21 protein-coding genes are annotated in these 18,918 nt (G+C 56.9%); 15 read left to right on the top strand and 6 right to left on the bottom strand.

Annotated elements, in window-relative coordinates; all coding sequences use genetic code 11:
* Positions 1–52: 52 nt before the first annotated feature.
* Both NQ230_RS14820 and mdtH read right to left on the bottom strand, forming a co-directional pair.
* Entirely contained in the window at positions 53–613 is a 561-nt protein-coding gene (locus tag NQ230_RS14820; RefSeq protein ID WP_029740355.1) for a lipoprotein, read from the bottom strand.
* 123 nt (positions 614–736) lie between these two features.
* Positions 737–1,945: a multidrug efflux MFS transporter MdtH gene (mdtH, locus tag NQ230_RS14815; protein ID WP_063144660.1), complete on the bottom strand. Its 1,209-nt coding sequence runs from the start codon at positions 1,943–1,945 to the stop codon at positions 737–739.
* A gap of 236 nt (positions 1,946–2,181) precedes the next feature.
* Here mdtH and rimJ point away from each other — a divergent pair, with 236 nt between their 5' ends.
* The 4 genes from rimJ to murJ all read left to right on the top strand — a co-directional run bounded on the left by rimJ (position 2,182) and on the right by murJ (position 6,017).
* The gene (gene rimJ / locus NQ230_RS14810; RefSeq protein WP_008500822.1) at positions 2,182–2,766 is read left to right on the top strand and encodes a ribosomal protein S5-alanine N-acetyltransferase; all 585 of its coding nucleotides are present in this window, start codon (positions 2,182–2,184) and stop codon (positions 2,764–2,766) included.
* Positions 2,767–2,775: 9 nt separating this feature from the next.
* A complete protein-coding gene (locus NQ230_RS14805; protein WP_257258071.1) occupies positions 2,776–3,426 on the top strand; it encodes a YceH family protein in 651 nt (216 codons plus the stop codon).
* Between the two features lie 2 nt (positions 3,427–3,428).
* Positions 3,429–4,352 carry a Gfo/Idh/MocA family protein gene (locus NQ230_RS14800; protein WP_257258070.1) on the top strand — a complete coding sequence of 308 codons (924 nt, stop codon included), beginning with the start codon at positions 3,429–3,431 and terminating at the stop codon, positions 4,350–4,352.
* A 129-nt stretch (positions 4,353–4,481) separates the two neighbouring features.
* Positions 4,482–6,017 (top strand): murein biosynthesis integral membrane protein MurJ, encoded by a 1,536-nt coding sequence (gene murJ, locus NQ230_RS14795; RefSeq protein WP_257258069.1) that lies wholly within the window; start codon positions 4,482–4,484, stop codon positions 6,015–6,017.
* Between the two features lie 59 nt (positions 6,018–6,076).
* Here murJ and flgN read toward each other — a convergent pair whose 3' ends face one another.
* The 3 genes from flgN to flgA form a co-directional block, all read right to left on the bottom strand.
* Positions 6,077–6,502, bottom strand: coding sequence for a flagella biosynthesis chaperone FlgN (flgN, locus tag NQ230_RS14790; RefSeq protein WP_025755834.1), 426 nt, complete (start codon positions 6,500–6,502; stop codon positions 6,077–6,079).
* Positions 6,503–6,506: 4 nt separating this feature from the next.
* Entirely contained in the window at positions 6,507–6,800 is a 294-nt protein-coding gene (flgM, locus tag NQ230_RS14785) for a flagellar biosynthesis anti-sigma factor FlgM (RefSeq protein ID WP_257258068.1), read from the bottom strand.
* 93 nt (positions 6,801–6,893) lie between these two features.
* Positions 6,894–7,553, bottom strand: a complete 660-nt coding sequence (flgA, locus tag NQ230_RS14780) for a flagellar basal body P-ring formation chaperone FlgA (protein ID WP_257258067.1) — start codon at positions 7,551–7,553, stop codon at positions 6,894–6,896.
* Between the two features lie 157 nt (positions 7,554–7,710).
* Between flgA and flgB the strand changes: the two genes are divergently transcribed.
* The 11 genes from flgB to flgL all read left to right on the top strand — a co-directional run bounded on the left by flgB (position 7,711) and on the right by flgL (position 17,607).
* Entirely contained in the window at positions 7,711–8,127 is a 417-nt protein-coding gene (gene flgB / locus NQ230_RS14775) for a flagellar basal body rod protein FlgB (protein WP_023311135.1), read from the top strand.
* A 3-nt stretch (positions 8,128–8,130) separates the two neighbouring features.
* A complete protein-coding gene (gene flgC, locus NQ230_RS14770; protein WP_008500814.1) occupies positions 8,131–8,535 on the top strand; it encodes a flagellar basal body rod protein FlgC in 405 nt (134 codons plus the stop codon).
* Positions 8,536–8,546: 11 nt separating this feature from the next.
* Positions 8,547–9,257, top strand: coding sequence for a flagellar hook assembly protein FlgD (gene flgD, locus NQ230_RS14765; protein WP_121425883.1), 711 nt, complete (start codon positions 8,547–8,549; stop codon positions 9,255–9,257).
* Positions 9,258–9,283: 26 nt separating this feature from the next.
* Positions 9,284–10,534, top strand: a complete 1,251-nt coding sequence (gene flgE, locus NQ230_RS14760) for a flagellar hook protein FlgE (RefSeq protein ID WP_121425884.1) — start codon at positions 9,284–9,286, stop codon at positions 10,532–10,534.
* Between the two features lie 20 nt (positions 10,535–10,554).
* Positions 10,555–11,310 (top strand): flagellar basal body rod protein FlgF, encoded by a 756-nt coding sequence (locus tag NQ230_RS14755; protein ID WP_121425885.1) that lies wholly within the window; start codon positions 10,555–10,557, stop codon positions 11,308–11,310.
* Between the two features lie 11 nt (positions 11,311–11,321).
* A complete protein-coding gene (gene flgG / locus NQ230_RS14750; RefSeq protein WP_008500810.1) occupies positions 11,322–12,104 on the top strand; it encodes a flagellar basal-body rod protein FlgG in 783 nt (260 codons plus the stop codon).
* A 57-nt stretch (positions 12,105–12,161) separates the two neighbouring features.
* Positions 12,162–12,860 (top strand): flagellar basal body L-ring protein FlgH, encoded by a 699-nt coding sequence (gene flgH, locus NQ230_RS14745; RefSeq protein WP_024909015.1) that lies wholly within the window; start codon positions 12,162–12,164, stop codon positions 12,858–12,860.
* 12 nt (positions 12,861–12,872) lie between these two features.
* Positions 12,873–13,970: a flagellar basal body P-ring protein FlgI gene (locus tag NQ230_RS14740; protein ID WP_029740346.1), complete on the top strand. Its 1,098-nt coding sequence runs from the start codon at positions 12,873–12,875 to the stop codon at positions 13,968–13,970.
* Entirely contained in the window at positions 13,970–14,923 is a 954-nt protein-coding gene (flgJ, locus tag NQ230_RS14735) for a flagellar assembly peptidoglycan hydrolase FlgJ (protein WP_257258066.1), read from the top strand. The genes NQ230_RS14740 and flgJ overlap by 1 nt, the downstream gene beginning before the upstream one ends.
* A 75-nt stretch (positions 14,924–14,998) precedes the next feature.
* Complete coding sequence (gene flgK, locus NQ230_RS14730; protein ID WP_257258065.1) at positions 14,999–16,639, top strand: flagellar hook-associated protein FlgK; 1,641 nt, start codon at positions 14,999–15,001, stop codon at positions 16,637–16,639.
* Between the two features lie 14 nt (positions 16,640–16,653).
* Entirely contained in the window at positions 16,654–17,607 is a 954-nt protein-coding gene (flgL, locus tag NQ230_RS14725) for a flagellar hook-associated protein FlgL (protein WP_121425888.1), read from the top strand.
* A 74-nt stretch (positions 17,608–17,681) separates the two neighbouring features.
* Here flgL and NQ230_RS14720 read toward each other — a convergent pair whose 3' ends face one another.
* A complete protein-coding gene (locus NQ230_RS14720) occupies positions 17,682–18,896 on the bottom strand; it encodes an MFS transporter (RefSeq protein ID WP_257258064.1) in 1,215 nt (404 codons plus the stop codon).
* Positions 18,897–18,918: the final 22 nt, after the last annotated feature.

Here is an 18,918-nt window from a genome sequence, read left to right as displayed (position 1 = left end):
TTTCGTTTGCACACTTTTCCGTAAAAAAAAGGGCGCCGCAGCGCCCTTCAAATTAATCGGTGAAAGGAATGATAATTTCTCCCGGTTTCACCTCTATGCCTTTTGCATATTTTTTCGCCAGAGCTTCACCCTTGCTTTTGTCTTCGCTTAAGACGTACGCAGGCTGCTGGTTGAAATAATTACGCAGCGACTGGTTGAGATAGGGCATCAGGGTTTGCAGTACCGGTGCCATCTTGTCCGGCGAAACCTGCGCATCGACGACTTCCATCTCCTGGAGGAAAATCGCCCCTTTCTCTTTGTTGAACACGGGGAGTGCCTTCAGCTTGAGCTTGATGTTGGCTTTCTGATTGCCAAAAAGGGATGACATATCGAGAGCCGCATCACCGGCCAGGGTGACTTTGTTTGGCTCTTCACGTCCGATCTGGCTGGTCAGATTCGTGAGCACGATATGCGCGTCCGCCAGCCCCGGCACGCCAATGTCTTTAGAAAAATTGTTATGTTTTTCCAGCGCCTGATTAATTTCCTGTTCACTGACGGTATATTGCGTGAGCTGGTTACAGCCAACCAGCAGACCGCTGACAACTAGTGCAGCGGCAAAGACAATTTTCTTCATAGTGTTCCTCAACGAAAAATCGGCGCTTCTGTCCTGTTACGTCAGTATGTCAGTGTGAATTGGCAGAAACCAGCAGAAAAAACTGAGAAGTGGGGCGGGAGCGGCTCCCGCCCGAGGGAAAGGCTAAGCGCCAGGCTCGAGCATCCCGCTCGCGCTGCGTTTCTGGCTGAACTGCCACCACAGGGCAAGGAGCGTCATAAAGCCCACCGCGCCGAGCATCATCCACGGGAGTTCGGGCTGGTTTAACGCTTTGCCGGCATCAAACAACCAGCCGCCACCGGCGTAACCTAATGCGCCGCCAAGCGCCAGCCCAAGCCGGCTGAAGCCCATATAGCTGCCGCGCGCACGCGCATCCGCAAGGGAGGCGCTCAGCGTTTCACGGGCAGGCTCGGCGATGATCGACCCTATGTAGAACGTGCAAATCAGGGTAAACAGCTGCTGGAGAGAGTTCACCAGGCCGATCGGCATCATGCTCAGCGTCATCAGGAACAGCCCGGCCATCAGGCGATGCTCCAGACGAAAACGCCGCTCGCTCCAGCGGGCAATCGGATAGAGCAGCGTCAGGGAAAGTGCGGCTTCAATGGCGTACATCCATTTAACGGCAGCAGGCGTGCCCGCAATGTCGTTAACCATGATCGGCAGCATCAGCATGACCTGCACAGCCAGCATGTAGTATCCCGTCAGGGTCAGCACATAGGTGACAAAACGTTTGTCGCGCAGCACGCGGCCAAGCCCTTCCCGGACCGGCGCTTTGACCGTCGAGAGTTTCCAGGCGGGCAGGAACAGGCCATTAAACAGCGCGCACAGAATAAAGAGCACCGCCCCCGCCGCGCAGACCAGTCGGAAGTCATACTGCAGCAGCCAGCTTCCCAGCAGGGCGCCGATAACCGCCCCGGCACTGTCCTGCATCATCAGGATCGAGAAGAAACGGCCGCGGTGCTGAGGGCGAATAAGCTTCACCACCAGCGCGGTGCGTGGCGGATCGAACAGCGTGCCTCCGATACCGGAGAGGAAACAGGAGAACCAGAGCAGCCAGGGCTCCTGGGCGACCGCCATCGTTGCAAAGCCTGCCGCGCGCAGCAGCATACCGGTCACGATCATCGGTTTAGCGCCAAAGCGGTCGGCAATGGCCCCGCCAAAGACGCCCAGACCCTGCTGGACAAACTGGCGTAACCCCAGGGCAATGCCAACCATTAATGCCGCCCAACCCATCTGATCGACAAAGCGGATCGATATCAATGGAAAAACGACAAAAAAGCCGAGCACGACCAGCATGTTATCGACGAGCAGGAAATATTTACCCAGGCTCCTGGCCTGTGATACGCGGGACATTTTCCCTCCAGGGAAAATAAGAAGGTGAGCACGCTAACATTCTGCGGTGTCGCCGCGTTTTTTCCCACCCCCGGGCGTGACAATATTTTTTTATCAAAAGGGTGCTTTGATAGAGAGTTCTCATCGAAAATAATGAAAAGAGGGCAAAATGGTATGTCACTGTTTTCACAGACGGCGCAGGCGCAGGTATAGTAAAGCTAATGGGTAAGCAGAAGTGACGGGAAGGAGTGGTATCGATGTTTGGCTATCGCAGTAATGTGCCAAAAGTGCGTCTGACAACGGACAGGCTGGTCGTTCGTCTGGTGCATGAGCGTGATGCCTGGCGTCTGGCGGATTATTACGCCGAGAATCGCCAGTTTTTAAAACCCTGGGAACCCGTTCGGGATGAGAGCCATTGTTACCCTTCCGGCTGGCAGGCGCGCCTCAGCATGATTACGGAATTTCACAAGCAGGGCAGCGCGTTCTATTTCGCGCTGCTGGATCCTGAAGAAAAAGAGATTATCGGGATCGCCAATTTTTCAAACGTGGTGCGGGGATCGTTTCACGCCTGCTACCTTGGCTACTCCATCGGCCAGAAATGGCAGGGGCAGGGGCTGATGTACGAGGCGTTAACGGTGGCGATCCGCTATATGCAACGCACGCAGCATATCCATCGCATCATGGCGAACTATATGCCGCATAATCAGCGCAGCGGCAATTTGCTGGCGCGTTTAGGGTTCGAGAAAGAGGGTTACGCCAAAGACTATCTGCTGATAGACGGAGAGTGGCGCGACCACGTTCTGACGGCGTTAACCACCCGGGACTGGACCGCAGGTCGTTAAGGAGAAAAGATGAAGTATCAGCTAAACGGTACAGAAGCGCGCGTGATTGGGTGCTTACTCGAAAAACAGGTCACCACGCCGGAGCAGTATCCGCTCTCCGTCAACGCCGTGACCATGGCCTGCAACCAGAAGACCAACCGCGAACCGGTGATGAACCTCAGCGAGCATGACGTTCAGGACGTGCTGGATGCGCTGGTAAAACGCCACTATCTGCGCACCGTCAGCGGCTTCGGCAACCGCGTGACCAAATACGAACAGCGCTTTTGTAACTCCGAATTCGGTGACCTGAAGCTGAGCAGCGCGGAAGTGGCGGTCATCACCACGCTGCTGCTGCGCGGGGCGCAGACGCCGGGGGAACTGCGCACGCGCGCTTCCCGTATGCATGAATTCAGCGATATGCAGGAGGTCGAGCAGACCCTGGAAGGGCTGGCTTCTCGCGAAGACGGCCCGTACGTGGTGCGACTGGCGCGCGAGCCGGGCAAACGTGAAAGCCGCTATATGCATCTGTTCAGCGGCGACGTCGATGTCGCTACCGTGGAGAGCGACGCGGGATCCTCAGCAGGCAATGATGGTCTTGCCGCGCGGGTAGAGGCGCTGGAAGAAGAGGTCGCCGGGCTGAAACAGCGTCTGGATGCGTTGCTGGCACATTTGGGAGACTGACGGTGAAAAAATTACGCGTAGGCGTGGTGGGGCTGGGCGGCATCGCGCAAAAAGCCTGGCTGCCTGTTTTAGGGGCGGCGACGGACTGGACGCTGCAAGGGGCATGGTCACCCACCCGCGAAAAGGCAGAACGTATCTGCGAAACCTGGCGCATTCCGTATGCTGCCTCCCTGCAGGATCTGGCCCGCGAGTGTGATGCGGTTTTTGTGCATACCTCAACGGCAACCCACTATCAGGTGGTGAGCGAGCTGCTCAATGCGGGGGTTCACGTCTGCGTGGATAAACCGCTGGCTGAAAATGTTCAGGATGCCGAGCGGCTGATTGAGCTGGCCGCGCGCAAAAAACTGACGCTGATGGTGGGCTTCAACCGTCGTTTCGCGCCGCTTTATCAGCAACTGAAGGCGCAGTCGGGTACGCTCGCCTCGCTGCGGATGGATAAGCACCGTACCGACAGCGTTGGGCCTAACGATCTGCGCTTCACCCTTCTGGATGATTATCTGCACGTTGTGGATACGGCGCTGTGGCTGAGCAACGGCGAAGCGCTGCTGAAAAGCGGTACCCTGTTGACGAATGACCAGGGGCAGATGGTCTACGCGGAACACCACTTCGCCGTTGAGCATCTTCAGATTACCACCAGCATGCACCGTCGGGCAGGAAGCCAGCGTGAATCCGTGCAGGCGGTGACCGACGGCGCGCTGTATGACATTACGGACATGCGCGAGTGGCGGGAAGAGAAGGGCAACGGCGTGGTGACGCTCCCGGCGCCAGGCTGGCAGAGCACCCTGGAGCAGCGCGGTTTCGCAGGATGCGCCCGCCATTTTATCACCTGCGTGCAAAATCAGACGGTTCCTGAAACGTCCGGCGAGCAGGCCATTCTGGCGCAGCGCATTGTGGAAAGGCTCTGGCGCGATGCCATGAGCGAATAACTCGCTGTAACATCTGCGGATAGTAATTCGTTGAAATCCGGTTAGACTAAGCGCCGCTTGTTGGCTTTGCCGGGTGGCGCTTAGGTTCACCCGGCTTACAAATCCGTATGGTTCTGGAAATTCACGTTAATGAACTTATTAAAATCGCTGGCGGCCGTCAGCTCGATGACCATGTTTTCCCGCGTGCTGGGTTTTGCGCGCGACGCCATTGTGGCAAGGGTATTTGGTGCAGGGATGGCCACGGACGCCTTTTTCGTCGCGTTCAAACTGCCGAACCTGCTACGTCGTATTTTTGCGGAAGGGGCGTTTTCTCAGGCATTCGTGCCTATCCTGGCGGAATATAAAAGCAAGCAGGGTGAAGACGCGACGCGCGTCTTTGTTTCTTATGTCTCCGGGCTGCTGACGCTGGCCTTGGCGGTGGTGACCGTACTCGGGATGCTGGCCGCGCCGTGGGTGATTATGGTGACCGCGCCCGGTTTTGCCGATACGGCTGACAAATTTGCGCTGACCTCGCAGCTGCTGCGCATCACTTTCCCCTATATTCTGCTCATCTCGCTGGCCTCGCTGGTGGGGGCGATCCTGAATACCTGGAACCGCTTCTCTGTTCCGGCGTTTGCGCCAACGTTTCTCAACGTCAGCATGATCGGTTTTGCCTTGTTCGCCGCGCCGCACTTTAACCCGCCGGTGCTGGCGCTGGCCTGGGCGGTCACCGTCGGCGGCGTGCTGCAGCTGGCGTACCAGCTGCCGCATCTGAAAAAAATCGGCATGCTGGTGCTGCCGCGCATCAATCTCAAAGATGCCGGGGCGATGCGCGTGATCAAGCAGATGGGGCCCGCCATTCTTGGCGTCTCCGTCAGCCAAATCTCGCTTATCATCAACACCATCTTTGCCTCTTTCCTCGTGTCCGGCTCGGTATCCTGGATGTACTACGCCGACCGTCTGATGGAGTTCCCGTCCGGAGTGCTGGGCGTGGCGCTGGGGACCATTCTGCTACCGTCGCTGTCGAAAAGTTTTGCCAGCGGTAACCATGATGAATATTGCCGCCTGATGGACTGGGGTTTACGTCTCTGCTTCCTGCTGGCCCTGCCAAGCGCGGTGGCGCTGGGTATTCTGGCTAAACCGCTGACGGTGTCGCTCTTCCAGTACGGGAAATTCACCGCCTTTGATGCCGCCATGACCCAGCGCGCGCTGATTGCCTACTCGGTCGGATTGATGGGGCTGATCGTCGTCAAGGTGCTGGCGCCAGGGTTCTACTCGCGTCAGAACATCAAAACGCCGGTGAAAATTGCCATTGTGACGCTGATTATGACTCAGCTGATGAATCTGGCGTTTATTGGTCCGCTGAAGCATGCAGGCCTGTCATTATCGATTGGTCTGGCGGCCTGTCTGAATGCCGGGCTGCTGTACTGGCAGCTGCGCAAGCAGGATATCTTTACGCCGCAGCCGGGCTGGGGAAGTTTCCTGGTGCGTCTGATTATTGCGGTGCTGGTGATGTCTGCCGCGCTGCTCGGCATGCTGTACGTGATGCCGGAGTGGTCCCAGGGCACCATGCCTTACCGTCTGATGCGGCTGATGGCCGTGGTAGGCGTCGGGGTGGTGGCTTACTTTGCCACGCTCGCGGTGCTGGGCTTCAAAGTGAAGGAGTTTGCCCGCCGTACGGCATAAACGCCAAAAGGGGAGTTCACCTTATGGTGCTCCCCGCTGCATGATTTGTCGCCCGGGCGTCAAATCGAAATCTTTTTAACTCCCGCAATACGCGCAGTCGCCGTCTGACCATCCGCACCGTACAGTCCGGTTTCTTTATGCGGTTTCAATACCTCAAGCGCCTGCTGATTACGCTCAATCTGACCTTCCAGTAGCCAGCCGTTGTGCTGGTTAAGATCGCGCAGGTGCTGGGTTTTTTCGGTAATGGTTTGCCAGCGCTCAACAATATCGTCATTGGCGCTGCGCTTAGGATCTTGCTCAGCGCGGCGCTGTTGCTCCAGATAATCCAGCGTTGCCAGAAGCGAACTTTTATCTTCAGTAATACGCTGCAGCGCGCTGCCGTTGATATGACCGGAAGAGAGATGCTGCTGTTCAGCGTCCATTACCGTTTTCAGGTCGTTCAGGACAACCGTCATTTGATCCAGTATTTCTGACAGTCGACTCATACGGTTAGTTACTCTGTAAGAAACTCTGTGCTTCCTGAATCAGGGCATCAGCAATCTTGCTGGTATCCATTTTCAGCTCACCGTTACGAATAGCCGTTTTCAGCGCTTCAACACGTTCCATATTGATATCGTTGCTGCCTGGCTGCATCAGTTTTGCCTGCGCGTCGCTCAGGGTTACGCTGGTGCTGTTGGACGTTGACGTTTTTTCCAGACGCGTTTTCTGCGCAGGAGCGTCATTCGTTTCGCGAGGTTGTACAGCGCTTACCGGCTTCAGGGCTGATGTACGATCAATGCTCATAGTGTTGTCCTCATCGAGGGTTCGCGGCGTTTGCGCCTGACATCATCATTAGTGGAATATTTATCGGCACGCGCCGCGAAATCTTTAAAAAGATTATAGGTTAATCAGAATATTCCCATCAGAATCGACGGTTCCGCTCACCACCTGGCCTGAGGACATTCTGACGCGGGCATTTTGCGCCACCGCGGCATTGTTTAACGCTTTCCCTTCACTGTTGATGCTAAAGCCATCTCCGTTGGCCACGACCATCACCTGTTGACCCGCTTTTACCCGCCATGACTGACGCAGCATTGAGAGCTGTATCGGCTGGCCGGGGGCGACATCACGCAGGCTGACGGCGTCCTGTGCCTGGTTCATTTCCAGCATGGTGCGTGGAGGCAGCTGATCCAGACGGCCGCGCTTCAACGTCACGCTGTTCGTCTGCAGCACGCTGCCGCGCGCAATCGGCACGGCGGCGACAACATAATTGCCCGTCGCCTGAACTGCAACCTGTAAATAGCGTTTTTCGTTGGCGCAGCGTGCCAGCACGTTCACATTTCCCCACAGCCGGGTGGTCCCCGTCACGCTGAATGACGGCTGGTCACAGGTAGGGTACAGATTCGGTGGGGTGCGCACGGTAACGCTAACGTCATCGCTAAAGCCCGCCAGCTTTTCAGCAAAAAAAGCCGTCAGCCGATCCTGTAAGCCTTCAGCCTGCACCAGAGGGCTAAACAGCAAGAAAGTTGCCATCAGGGCACGTTTTAACGTTTGCATCGCAAGTTCCACCGTTTCCAGAGTTGAATGAATTCTACCTGCAGTGGTTTTGCATCAACGCAATAAATAGCGACGCATTTTGCGCTTATTCCGTCGATAGGGGAGACCGGGTGAGATTTAAGCTGTGAACTGAAATTTTGCCATCAGCGGAGGAGACATGCTCGATAAACTCGACGCCGCGTTACGTTTTCAGCAGGAAGCGCTCAATTTACGCGCCCAGCGGCAGGAGATTTTAGCCGCCAACATCGCTAACGCCGATACCCCAGGGTTTCAGGCGCGCGATATTGATTTTTCCAGTGAACTCAAAAAGGTGATGGAGCGTGGACGTGCCGAAGGAACGGGTGTTGCACTTGCCATGACATCCTCTCGCCATATTCCTGCTCAGGCGATGACCGCGCCAGCGACCGATTTACTTTACCGCATTCCCGATCAGCCCTCACTCGACGGTAACACCGTGGATATGGACCGGGAGCGTACCCAGTTTGCCGATAACAGCCTGAAATACCAGACGGGCCTGACCGTACTCGGCGGACAAATCAAAGGCATGATGAACGTCCTGCAGGGGGGGAACTGATAGATGGCCTTGTTGAATATTTTTGATATTGCCGGTTCGGCGTTAACCGCGCAGTCCAAACGCCTGAACGTGGCTGCCAGTAACCTGGCAAACGCCGACAGCGTAACCGGACCAGACGGTCAGCCTTATCGTGCCAAACAGGTTGTCTTTCAGGTCGATGCTGCGCCGGGCGCGGCGACGGGCGGCGTGAAGGTGTCTGATGTGGTAGAGAGCCAGGCGCCGGACAGGCTGGTGTATGAGCCGGGTAACCCGCTCGCGGATGCCAGCGGATACGTGAAAATGCCAAACGTGGATGTGGTGGGTGAGATGGTGAACTCCATGTCGGCTTCTCGCAGCTATCAGGCCAACGTCGAAGTGCTTAATACCGTGAAGAGCATGATGCTCAAAACACTCACTCTCGGCCAGTAAAGGAGACATGCATGTCCATCGCCGTAAATGTGAATGATCCTACGAACTCGGGTGTTAATAACACCAAGAGTACGACAGGTTCTAACTCCCTCACCGGGAGCAATGCCTCCGATCTTCAGGGCAGCTTTCTGACGCTGCTGGTGGCGCAGCTTAAGAACCAGGATCCCACCAACCCAATGCAGAACAACGAACTGACCACGCAGCTTGCGCAGATCAGCACCGTTAGCGGCATTGAGAAACTGAATACGACCCTCGGTTCCGTCTCCGGCCAGATTAACAGCGCCCAGTCTCTGCAGGCGGCAAGCCTGATTGGCCACGGGGTGATGATCCCGGGAACCACGATTCTGGCGGGCACCAGCACCACCGAAGGCAACACCACAACGACCACCACGCCGTTTGGCGTTGAGCTCCAGCAGCCGGCTGACAAGGTGACTGCAACGATCATGGATGCCAATAACGTGGTGGTTCGCACCATTGATATCGGCGAGCTGAAGGCGGGCGTTCACACCTTTACCTGGGATGGCAGCCTGACCGACGGCACGAAAGCACCAAACGGTTCCTACAAAGTCGCGATTAGCGCCAGCAACGGCACGACCCAGCTGGTGGCGCAGCCGCTGCAGTTCGCGCTGGTTCAGGGCGTGATTAAAGGGGGCGACGGCAACAAACTGGATTTGGGTACCTCGGGTACCACCACACTCGACGAAGTTCGGCAGATTATCTAAGCCTTAACACTTATCAGGAGTAAGTCATGGCCTTTTCTCAAGCGGTCAGCGGCCTGAATGCTGCGGCCACCAACCTGGACGTCATTGGCAACAACATCGCCAACTCCGCGACCTATGGTTTTAAATCCGGTTCTGCTTCATTTGCAGACATGTTTGCCGGTTCCAAAGTCGGCCTGGGCGTGAAAGTTGCGGGCATCACTCAGGACTTTACCGACGGCACCACTACCAACACCGGTCGTGGTCTGGACGTTGCCATCAGCCAGAACGGTTTCTTCCGTATGGTCGATTCCAACGGCTCTGTGTTCTACAGCCGTAACGGTCAGTTCAAGCTGGATGAAAACCGTACGCTGGTTAACATGCAGGGCATGCAGCTGACGGGCTACCCGGTAGCGGGTACGCCACCAACCGTTCAGACCGGTGCGAACCCTCAGGCGATTACTATCCCGAATACCCTGATGGCGGCGAAATCGACCACCACCGCGTCGCAGCAGATCAACCTGAACTCAACCGATCCTGTTCAAACGGCCCCCTTCGATGCGACTAACCCGGATACCTATAACAAAAAAGGGACCGTGACCGTATTCGACAGCCAGGGTAACGCCCATAACATGTATGTCTACTACGTTAAGACGGCCGACAATAAATGGGATCTTTACACTCAGGACGGCAGCGTTGCGGGTTCTACAGCGGCCAAAGCGGCGCAGATGAACTTTGATGCGAACGGTAACCTGGCGGGTGTCTATAACTACGACGCTGCGGGTGTACTGAGCGCAACGCCAAACGCCACGCCGGCAATTAACATCACCACGGGTTCTGTCAGCGGTGCGACGGCTGCGACCTTCTCCCTCAGCTTCCAGAACTCCATGCAGCAGAACACCGGTGCAAACAATATCGTGGCGACCAATCAGAACGGCTTCAAGCCGGGCGACCTGGTGAGCTATCAGATCAACGATGACGGCACCGTTGTGGGGAACTACTCCAACGAACAGACTCAGGTTCTGGGTCAGATCGTGCTGGCAAACTTCGCGAACAACGAAGGCCTGAAATCGGAAGGCGACAACGTCTGGTCTGCCTCCCAGTCCTCCGGCGTGGCGCTGCTGGGTACCGCAGGCACCGGTAACTTCGGCAAGCTGACCAACGGCGCGCTGGAAGCCTCCAACGTGGATATGAGTAAAGAACTGGTGAACATGATTGTCGCGCAGCGTAACTATCAGTCGAACGCGCAGACCATCAAAACCCAGGATCAGATCCTCAACACGCTGGTTAACCTGCGTTAAGCGGCTAACAGGAAAGCGCAATGGATCACGCAATATATACCGCGATGGGCGCGGCAAGCCAGACGCTCAATCAGCAGGCCGTTACTGCCAGCAACCTGGCAAACGCCTCGACGCCGGGCTTTCGCGCGCAGCTTAATGCGCTGCGCGCGGTGCCGGTTGAAGGGCTTTCTCTGCCAACCCGTACGCTGGTGACGGCATCAACCCCTGGCGCAGATATGACGCCAGGGCAGATGGACTACACCTCGCGCCCGCTGGACGTTGCCCTGCAGCAGGACGGCTGGCTGGCGGTGCAAACTGCGGACGGCAGCGAAGGTTATACCCGTAACGGCAATATCCAGGTGAGCGCGACGGGCCAGCTGACGATTCAGGGCCATCCGGTGATGGGTGAAGCGGGCCCGCTGACCGTGCCGGAAGGCTCTGAGCTGACTATCGCCGCGGACGGCACCATTTCGGCGCTGAACCCGGGCGACCCGGCCAACACCGTTGCGCCCGTCGGACGTCTGAAGCTGGTTAAGGCGGAAGGCAAAGACGTGCAGCGTGGCGATGACGGCATGTTCCGTCTGACCCAGGCGGCGCAGGCGACGCGTGGTGCCACGTTACAGGCCGATCCGAGCATCCGCGTGATGTCCGGCGTTCTGGAAGGCAGCAACGTCAAGCCGGTTGAAGCCATGACCGACATGATTGCCAGCGCCCGTCGTTTTGAAATGCAGATGAAGATCATCAGCAGCGTGGATGAAAACGCGGGCAAAGCTAACCAACTTCTGGCTATGAGTTAACAGGACTCCTTATGATCAGTTCTTTATGGATCGCGAAAACTGGCCTGGACGCCCAGCAAACCAATATGGACGTGATTGCCAACAACCTGGCAAACGTGAGCACCAATGGTTTCAAGCGTCAGCGTGCCGTTTTCGAAGATTTGCTTTATCAAACCATCCGCCAGCCGGGCGCGCAGTCTTCTGAACAGACGACGCTGCCGTCGGGCCTGCAGATCGGTACCGGCGTTCGCCCGGTGGCCACTGAGCGTCTGCACAGCCAGGGCAACCTGTCTCAGACCAACAACAGTAAAGATGTGGCCATTAAAGGGCAGGGTTTCTTCCAGGTGCAGCTGCCTGACGGTACCTCGGCCTATACCCGTGACGGCTCATTCCAGGTGGATCAGAACGGCCAGCTGGTGACGGCGGGCGGTTTCCAGGTTCAGCCTGCAATTACCATCCCGGCGAACGCCCTGAGCATCACCATCGGACGTGACGGTGTGGTCAGCGTGACCCAGCAGGGACAGGCCGCGCCGGTTCAGGTTGGGCAGCTCAACCTGACCACCTTCATGAACGATACCGGTCTGGAAAGCATTGGTGAGAACCTCTACACCGAAACGCAATCCTCCGGTACGCCTAATGAGAGCACCCCGGGCCTGAACGGTGCGGGCCTGCTGTATCAGGGTTATGTTGAAACGTCCAACGTGAACGTGGCGGAAGAGCTGGTGAATATGATCCAGGTTCAGCGCGCGTATGAAATTAACAGTAAAGCAGTGTCGACGACCGACCAGATGCTGCAGAAACTGACGCAACTCTAAGGTGTAGCCCGGTGCGGTAAACGCCGCACCGGCTCCCTGTTTTCGAAGATGAAGGCAATGCAAAAAAACGCGGCGTTTCGTTATCCGATACTGACTGTTCTGGCTGTCACCCTCAGCGGGTGTGCTTTGATCCCGTCTAAACCATTGGTCCAGGGTGCGACGACTGCCCAACCCGTTCCTGGCCCTGCGCCAGTGGTCAACGGCTCCATTTTCCAGACCGCGCAGCCGATTAATTACGGCTATCAGCCGCTGTTTGAAGATCGCCGCCCGCGTAACGTCGGCGATACATTGACCATTGTGCTGCAGGAAAACGTCAGCGCGAGCAAGAGCTCGTCGGCGAACGCCAGCCGCGATGGCAAAACCAATTTTGGCTTCGATACCGTGCCACGCTATCTCGAAGGGCTGTTCGGCAACGCGCGTGCTGATGTGAACGCGTCCGGCGGCAATACCTTTAACGGCAAAGGCGGCGCGAACGCCAGCAATACCTTCAGCGGTACGCTGACGGTCACGGTTGACCAGGTACTGGTTAACGGCAACTTACACGTTGTGGGTGAAAAACAGATCGCCATCAACCAGGGCACTGAATTCATTCGCTTCTCGGGCGTGGTTAACCCTCGCACCATCAGCGGCACCAACACCGTTCCGTCCACCCAGGTGGCGGATGCACGCATTGAGTACGTCGGCAACGGCTATATCAATGAAGCGCAAAATATGGGTTGGCTGCAGCGCTTCTTCCTTAATTTATCGCCGATGTAAGCGAGGTGACCCATGTTTAAATCGATCTTCGCCGTGGCGCTCGCGCTGGTGGCAACATTTGCCCAGGCTGACCGTATTCGCGATCTCACCAGCGTTCAGGGCGTACGTGAAAACTCCCTGATTGGCTACGGCCTGGTGGTGGGTCTGGATGGTACCGGTGACCAGACGACCCAGACGCCGTTCACCACCCAAAGCCTGAACAACATGCTTTCTCAGCTCGGCATTACCGTGCCGGCGGGAACCAACATGCAACTGAAAAACGTGGCCGCGGTCATGGTCACCGCGTCCTACCCGGCGTTTGCGCGTCAGGGGCAGACCATTGATGTGGTGGTCTCCTCAATGGGTAACGCCAAAAGCCTGCGCGGCGGTACGCTGCTGATGACCCCGCTGAAAGGCGTTGACAGCCAGGTGTATGCGCTGGCGCAGGGGAACATTCTGGTTGGCGGTGCGGGTGCATCCGCAGGTGGAAGCAGCGTGCAGGTGAACCAGCTGAACGGTGGACGTATCACCAACGGTGCGATCATTGAGCGTGAACTGCCGACCCAGTTTGGCGCGGGCAACACCATCAACCTGCAGCTCAATAATGAAGACTTCACGATGGCGCAGCAAATTGCCGATACCATCAACCGCAGCCGCGGCTACGGTAATGCAACGGCACTCGATGCGCGCACCGTGCAGATCCGTACCTCCACCGGCAGCAGCAACCAGGTGCGCATGCTGGCGGATATCCAGAATATGGAAGTGAACGTTCCGGTGCAGGATGCGAAAGTGATCATCAACTCCCGTACCGGCTCGGTGGTGATGAACCGGGAAGTGTCGCTGGACAGCTGTGCCGTGGCGCAGGGGAATCTCTCCGTGACGGTAAACCGCTCCGCGAACGTGAGCCAGCCGAATACGCCATTTGGTGGCGGTCAGACGGTGGTGACGCCGCAAACGCAGATTGATATGCGTCAGAGCGGCGGGTCGCTGCAGAGCGTTCGCTCCAGCGCCAACCTGAACAGCGTGGTACGTGCCCTGAACGCCCTGGGGGCAACGCCGATGGACCTGATGTCTATCCTGCAATCCATGCAAAGCGCGGGCTGCCTGCGCGCCAAACTGGAAATCATCTAATGCTGACCGATAGCAAACTGTTGACCAGTGCCGCCTGGGACGCCCAGTCGCTCAACGAACTGAAAACCAAAGCAGGCAAAGACCCGGCGGCGAACATCCGCCCGGTCGCCCGCCAGGTGGAAGGGATGTTTGTACAGATGATGCTGAAAAGCATGCGTGAAACCCTGCCGAAAGACGGGATGTTCAGCAGTGATTCAACGCGTCTCTACACCAGCATGTATGACCAGCAGATTGCGCAGCAGATGACAGCCGGTAAAGGCCTCGGTCTGGCTGACATGATTGTGAAACAGACCGAAGCCGCGCAGGGTATTCAGCTTCAGGAGCAGCCGCAGCAGGTACCGATGAAGTTCGACCTGGAAACGGTGACCAGTTATCAGAACCAGGCCCTGACGCAGCTGGTGCGTAAAGCCATACCTAAAGCGACGGAGAGCGGCGATGAGCCGCTCTCGGGTGACAGCAAAGACTTCCTGGCGCAGCTTTCTCTGCCTGCGCGCCTTGCCAGCCAGCAGAGCGGCGTGCCGCATCACCTGATTCTGGCGCAGGCTGCGCTGGAGTCGGGCTGGGGACAGCGCCAGATCCGCAAGGAAAACGGCGAGCCGAGCTTCAACATCTTCGGCGTGAAAGCCACCTCCAGCTGGAAGGGGCCGACGACGGAGATCACGACCACGGAATACGAGAACGGTGCGGCGGTGAAGGTCAAAGCAAAATTCCGCGTCTACAGCTCTTATCTGGAAGCATTGTCCGATTATGTCGGCCTGCTGAGCCGAAATCCGCGTTATACCGCCGTTACGCAGGCGGCGACGGCGGAGCAGGGTGCTCAGGCGCTGCAAAACGCGGGCTACGCGACTGACCCGAACTATGCACGTAAGCTCACCAGCATGATCCAGCAGCTGAAATCCATGGGCGAGAAGGTCAGCAAAGCCTATAGCACAGATATTGAAAATCTGTTCTGAAAGTTCTCAAGTCCCGGTGGAGGTTGCCGATAACCTTCATCAGGACTCGTGTCTGAACGTATAAAAGGAACCCCCATGTCCAGTTTGATTAACAGCGCCATGAGTGGCCTCAGTGCTGCGCAGTCGGCACTCAATACCGTCAGTAATAATATTTCAAGCTATAACGTGGCAGGTTACACCCGCCAGACGACCGTGCTGGGTGCCTCTAACAGCACGCTGAGCGGCGGTGGCTGGGTGGGTAACGGGGTTTATGTCTCCGGTGTCCAGCGTGAGTATGACGCCTTCATCACCAACCAGCTGCGCGCCGCGCAGACGCAGAGCAGCGGTCTGACGACGCGCTATCAGCAGATGTCAAAAATTGACGATGTGCTCTCCGATACCACCAACTCGCTCTCCACCACGCTGCAGGACTTCTTCAAAAGCCTGCAAACCCTGGTGAGCAACGCGGAAGACCCGGCTGCCCGTCAGACGGTGCTGGGTAAAGCGGGGGGGCTGGTCAATCAGTTCAAAACCAACGATCAGTATCTTCGTGACCAGGATACGCAGGTCAATACCGCCATCTCAAGCAGCGTGTCTCAGATCAACAACTACGCGACACAGATTGCGAACCTGAACGATCAGATTTCCCGTCTGACCGGCGTCGGTGCGGGCGCTTCGCCTAACGACCTGCTCGACCAGCGGGATCAGCTCGTGACTGAACTGAACAAAATCGTTGGCGTGGAAGTCTCCGTACAGGATAGCGGCACGTTTAATATCTCTCTCGGCAACGGTTACAGCCTGGTGCAGGGCAGCAAAGCCAGCCAACTGGCAGCCGTGAAGTCCAGCGCCGATCCGGCTCGTACGACCATTGCCTACGTCGATGACGTGGCGGGTAATATTGAGATCCCCGAGAAATTTATCACCACCGGTTCTTTAGGCGGTTTACTGACCTTCCGCACGGAAGATCTGGATAAAGCGCGTAACAGCCTGAACCAGATGGCGTTGGCCTTCGCCGATGCGATGAACACGCAGCATGAAGCCGGTTTTGATGCGAACGGTGATGCGGGCGGTAAGCTGTTCAATTTTGGTTCTCCGGCGGTGCTGTCCAACAGCAAGAACGGCGGCTCGGCCGTTGTCACGGCCTCCGTGGCGGACAGTAAACAGGTCCAGGCAACAGACTATAAACTGCAGTTTAACGGCACTGACTGGACGGTCACCCGCACGTCAGACAAAACCAGCTTTACGATGAGCCCGGATGCCAGCGGTAATCTGTCGTTTGATGGCCTTAACGTCAACGTCAGCGGCACGGCAAATACCAAAGACAGCTTTACCGTGAAGCCTGTTTCCAACGTCATCATGAACATGGATCTCGCGATCAGCGACGAGTCCAAACTGGCGATGGCATCGGTGCAGAACGGCGGCGAAAGTGACAACCGTAACGGCCAGAAACTGCTCGATCTACAAAACGCGAAAGTCGTGGGGGGCAACAAAACCTTCAACGATGCGTATGCCTCTCTCGTCAGTACCGTGGGTAGCTCAACGGCGTCACTGAAGGTGAGCAGCCAGACGAAAGCCAACGTGGAGACGCAGTTAATCAAGCAGCAGCAGACCATCTCTGGGGTAAACCTCGACGAAGAGTATGGCAATTTGCAGCGTTATCAGCAGTATTACCTGGCCAATGCCCAGGTATTACAAACTGCCAGTACGCTCTTCGATGCAATTATCAACATTCGTTAAGGTTGAGGTGAACAATGCGTATTAGCACCCAGATGATGTATGAGCAGAACATGCGTGGAATCACCGATTCCCAGAGCAGATGGCTGAGCTACGGTGAGCAAATGTCCACCGGTAAGCGCGTCAATCGTCCTTCGGACGATCCTATCGCCGCGTCGCAGGCCATCGTTCTGTCACAATCTCAGTCGCAAAACAGCCAGTTTGCACTCGCGCGTACCTTTGCAACGCAGAAGGTCTCGCTGGAAGATAACGTGTTAACCCAAGTGAATACCGCGATCTCAAGCGTGCGCGAGAAGCTGGTTTATGCCTCAAACGGCACATTAAGCGATGACGACCGTCTTTCTCTGGCGACCGATATTCAGGGGATCCGCGATCAGCTGATGAACCTGGCCAACACGACGGACGGTAATGGTCGCTTTATCTTTGCGGGATACAAAACAGAGAGCGCACCGTTTGATGCCGCGACCGGGGATTACAACGGCGGCGCAGAGGCCATCAGCCAGCAGGTTGATACGGCGCGAAATATGACCATCAGCCATACCGGACAGCAAATTTTCGAAAGCATTACCAGTAATGCGGAACAGCTGCCGGGCGGTGGGTATGGCGAAACAAACATGTTCAAAATCCTGGATTCTGCCATTGCGTCGCTGAAGACACCGATTGAGAACGATCCGGCTGCCGCAACGGCACAAAGCCAGGTGATTGCCAATGCGCAAATCGGCATCAAAAACTCCCAGAACAATGTCCTGACGGTCGTTGCGGATGTGGGAACCAAGATGAACGAGCTGGAAAAACTCGATACGCTGGGTGATGACCGCGCGCTGGGTCAGACCAAGCAGATGAGTGATCTGGTAGATGTTGACTGGAACGAAGCGATTTCCTCTTACACCATGCAGCAGGCGGCCTTGCAGGCGTCTTATAAAGCGTTTAGCGATATGCAGGGCATGTCTCTGTTCCAGCTGAACAAATAACATCTTGACCTCTTGGAACATGTCTTGAAACTGGGCATGTTTTACTGCCCAATCCGTCTGGATTGGGCATTTTTTTATGCAACTTCCGCCGGTACGGAGGCGACACGTGCGCTTTCTATCAGACGGATTGCCAGCGCAATGACCCCACAGACTGTCGCCAGCGCGACCACGCCCGTCCAGCCAGCCAGCGAGTAGATATTGCTGCCTAACGCGGAACCCAGCGCCATCCCGATAAAGACCACCGTAAAGAGCAGGGCATTGAGACGCCCCCGCGCCTGCGGTTCAAGGCTGTAAACCAGGTTCTGGTGAGCGACCAGGCTGGACTGCAGACCCAGGTCGAACCCAACGGCGGAGACGGCGATCAGCATCAGCTGTCCATGAACGCCCAACGCGGGCATCAGGAACATCAGAGCGAATGAGACGGTCACAAGAACTGCACCAAGCTGCGTGACTTTTCCTGCGCCGAGTTTGTCCGCCAGACCTCCTGCCAGCGGGGCAGCTAACGCACCGGCGGCACCTGCAATACCAAAACCACCCGCTACGGCACTACCCAGGTGATAGCGTTCAAGCAGCATGACCGCAAGCGTAGACCAGAAGGCGCTAAAGGCAATCGACAGGAAGCCCTGAGCCAGCGCCGCACGGCGCAGCGCCGGATAGCGACGCCACAGATGTTCCATTGAGCGCATCAGCGCCGGGTAGCTCAGCGTGGAATGAATGGCAAAACGGGGAAGCACAAACCACATCATCACCCCGATGAATGCAATGCTCGCCGCCGCCAGCTGGTACATGACGCGCCAGCCAAACGCTTCGCCCACCATGCCGCTCACGGTTCTGGATAATAAGATACCCATCAGCAGCCCGGTCATTACCGTACCCACGGTTTTCCCCTGTTTACCTTCCGGCGCAAGGATGGCCGCGGCAGGGACGATGTCCTGTGCCATGGTGGCGGCCATGCCGATGAGCAGGCTTGCCAGCAGCAGAGAATGTATCTGCCCGGTCAGGCTACAGCCGAGAAGAAACAGCGCCAGCGCCGCACTCTTTATCAGTATTAACGTCCTGCGGTCGTGGCGATCGCCGAGCGGTAGCAGGAACAGGATCCCCAGGGCATATCCCGCCTGGGTGAGCGTCGGGACCAGGCCCATGCCTTCGATACTCAGGTGAAGGTCTGCACCCATAAGCGGCAGCAGAGGCTGGGCATAATAGATAGATGCCACGCTGAAACCTGCACCTATCGCCAGCATTAAGATTACCCAGCGGCTCACGGCATGGGCGGCGGTTGTTGTGTTCATAAGATGTTCCTCATTCGTCGTG

This window comes from Enterobacter asburiae, from assembly GCF_024599655.1.
GTDB lineage: Bacteria > Pseudomonadota > Gammaproteobacteria > Enterobacterales > Enterobacteriaceae > Enterobacter > Enterobacter asburiae_D.
The sequence above is the reverse complement of the archived record's forward strand: the minus strand, read 5'-3'. Positions and strand labels throughout refer to the sequence as shown.

Bases quoted from the DNA above. Each gene is read 5' to 3' on its own strand.
- NQ230_RS14820 (WP_029740355.1), bottom strand. From the start codon at position 613: ATGAAGAAAATTGTCTTTGCCGCTGCACTAGTTGTCAGCGGTCTGCTG.
- mdtH (WP_063144660.1), bottom strand. From the start codon at position 1,945: ATGTCCCGCGTATCACAGGCCAGGAGCCTGGGTAAATATTTCCTGCTC.
- rimJ (WP_008500822.1), top strand. From the start codon at position 2,182: ATGTTTGGCTATCGCAGTAATGTGCCAAAAGTGCGTCTGACAACGGAC.
- NQ230_RS14805 (WP_257258071.1), top strand. From the start codon at position 2,776: ATGAAGTATCAGCTAAACGGTACAGAAGCGCGCGTGATTGGGTGCTTA.
- murJ (WP_257258069.1), top strand. From the start codon at position 4,482: ATGAACTTATTAAAATCGCTGGCGGCCGTCAGCTCGATGACCATGTTT.
- flgN (WP_025755834.1), bottom strand. From the start codon at position 6,502: ATGAGTCGACTGTCAGAAATACTGGATCAAATGACGGTTGTCCTGAAC.
- flgM (WP_257258068.1), bottom strand. From the start codon at position 6,800: ATGAGCATTGATCGTACATCAGCCCTGAAGCCGGTAAGCGCTGTACAA.
- flgA (WP_257258067.1), bottom strand. From the start codon at position 7,553: ATGCAAACGTTAAAACGTGCCCTGATGGCAACTTTCTTGCTGTTTAGC.
- flgB (WP_023311135.1), top strand. From the start codon at position 7,711: ATGCTCGATAAACTCGACGCCGCGTTACGTTTTCAGCAGGAAGCGCTC.
- flgC (WP_008500814.1), top strand. From the start codon at position 8,131: ATGGCCTTGTTGAATATTTTTGATATTGCCGGTTCGGCGTTAACCGCG.
- flgD (WP_121425883.1), top strand. From the start codon at position 8,547: ATGTCCATCGCCGTAAATGTGAATGATCCTACGAACTCGGGTGTTAAT.
- flgE (WP_121425884.1), top strand. From the start codon at position 9,284: ATGGCCTTTTCTCAAGCGGTCAGCGGCCTGAATGCTGCGGCCACCAAC.
- NQ230_RS14755 (WP_121425885.1), top strand. From the start codon at position 10,555: ATGGATCACGCAATATATACCGCGATGGGCGCGGCAAGCCAGACGCTC.
- flgG (WP_008500810.1), top strand. From the start codon at position 11,322: ATGATCAGTTCTTTATGGATCGCGAAAACTGGCCTGGACGCCCAGCAA.
- flgH (WP_024909015.1), top strand. From the start codon at position 12,162: ATGCAAAAAAACGCGGCGTTTCGTTATCCGATACTGACTGTTCTGGCT.
- NQ230_RS14740 (WP_029740346.1), top strand. From the start codon at position 12,873: ATGTTTAAATCGATCTTCGCCGTGGCGCTCGCGCTGGTGGCAACATTT.
- flgJ (WP_257258066.1), top strand. From the start codon at position 13,970: ATGCTGACCGATAGCAAACTGTTGACCAGTGCCGCCTGGGACGCCCAG.
- flgK (WP_257258065.1), top strand. From the start codon at position 14,999: ATGTCCAGTTTGATTAACAGCGCCATGAGTGGCCTCAGTGCTGCGCAG.
- flgL (WP_121425888.1), top strand. From the start codon at position 16,654: ATGCGTATTAGCACCCAGATGATGTATGAGCAGAACATGCGTGGAATC.
- NQ230_RS14720 (WP_257258064.1), bottom strand. From the start codon at position 18,896: ATGAACACAACAACCGCCGCCCATGCCGTGAGCCGCTGGGTAATCTTA.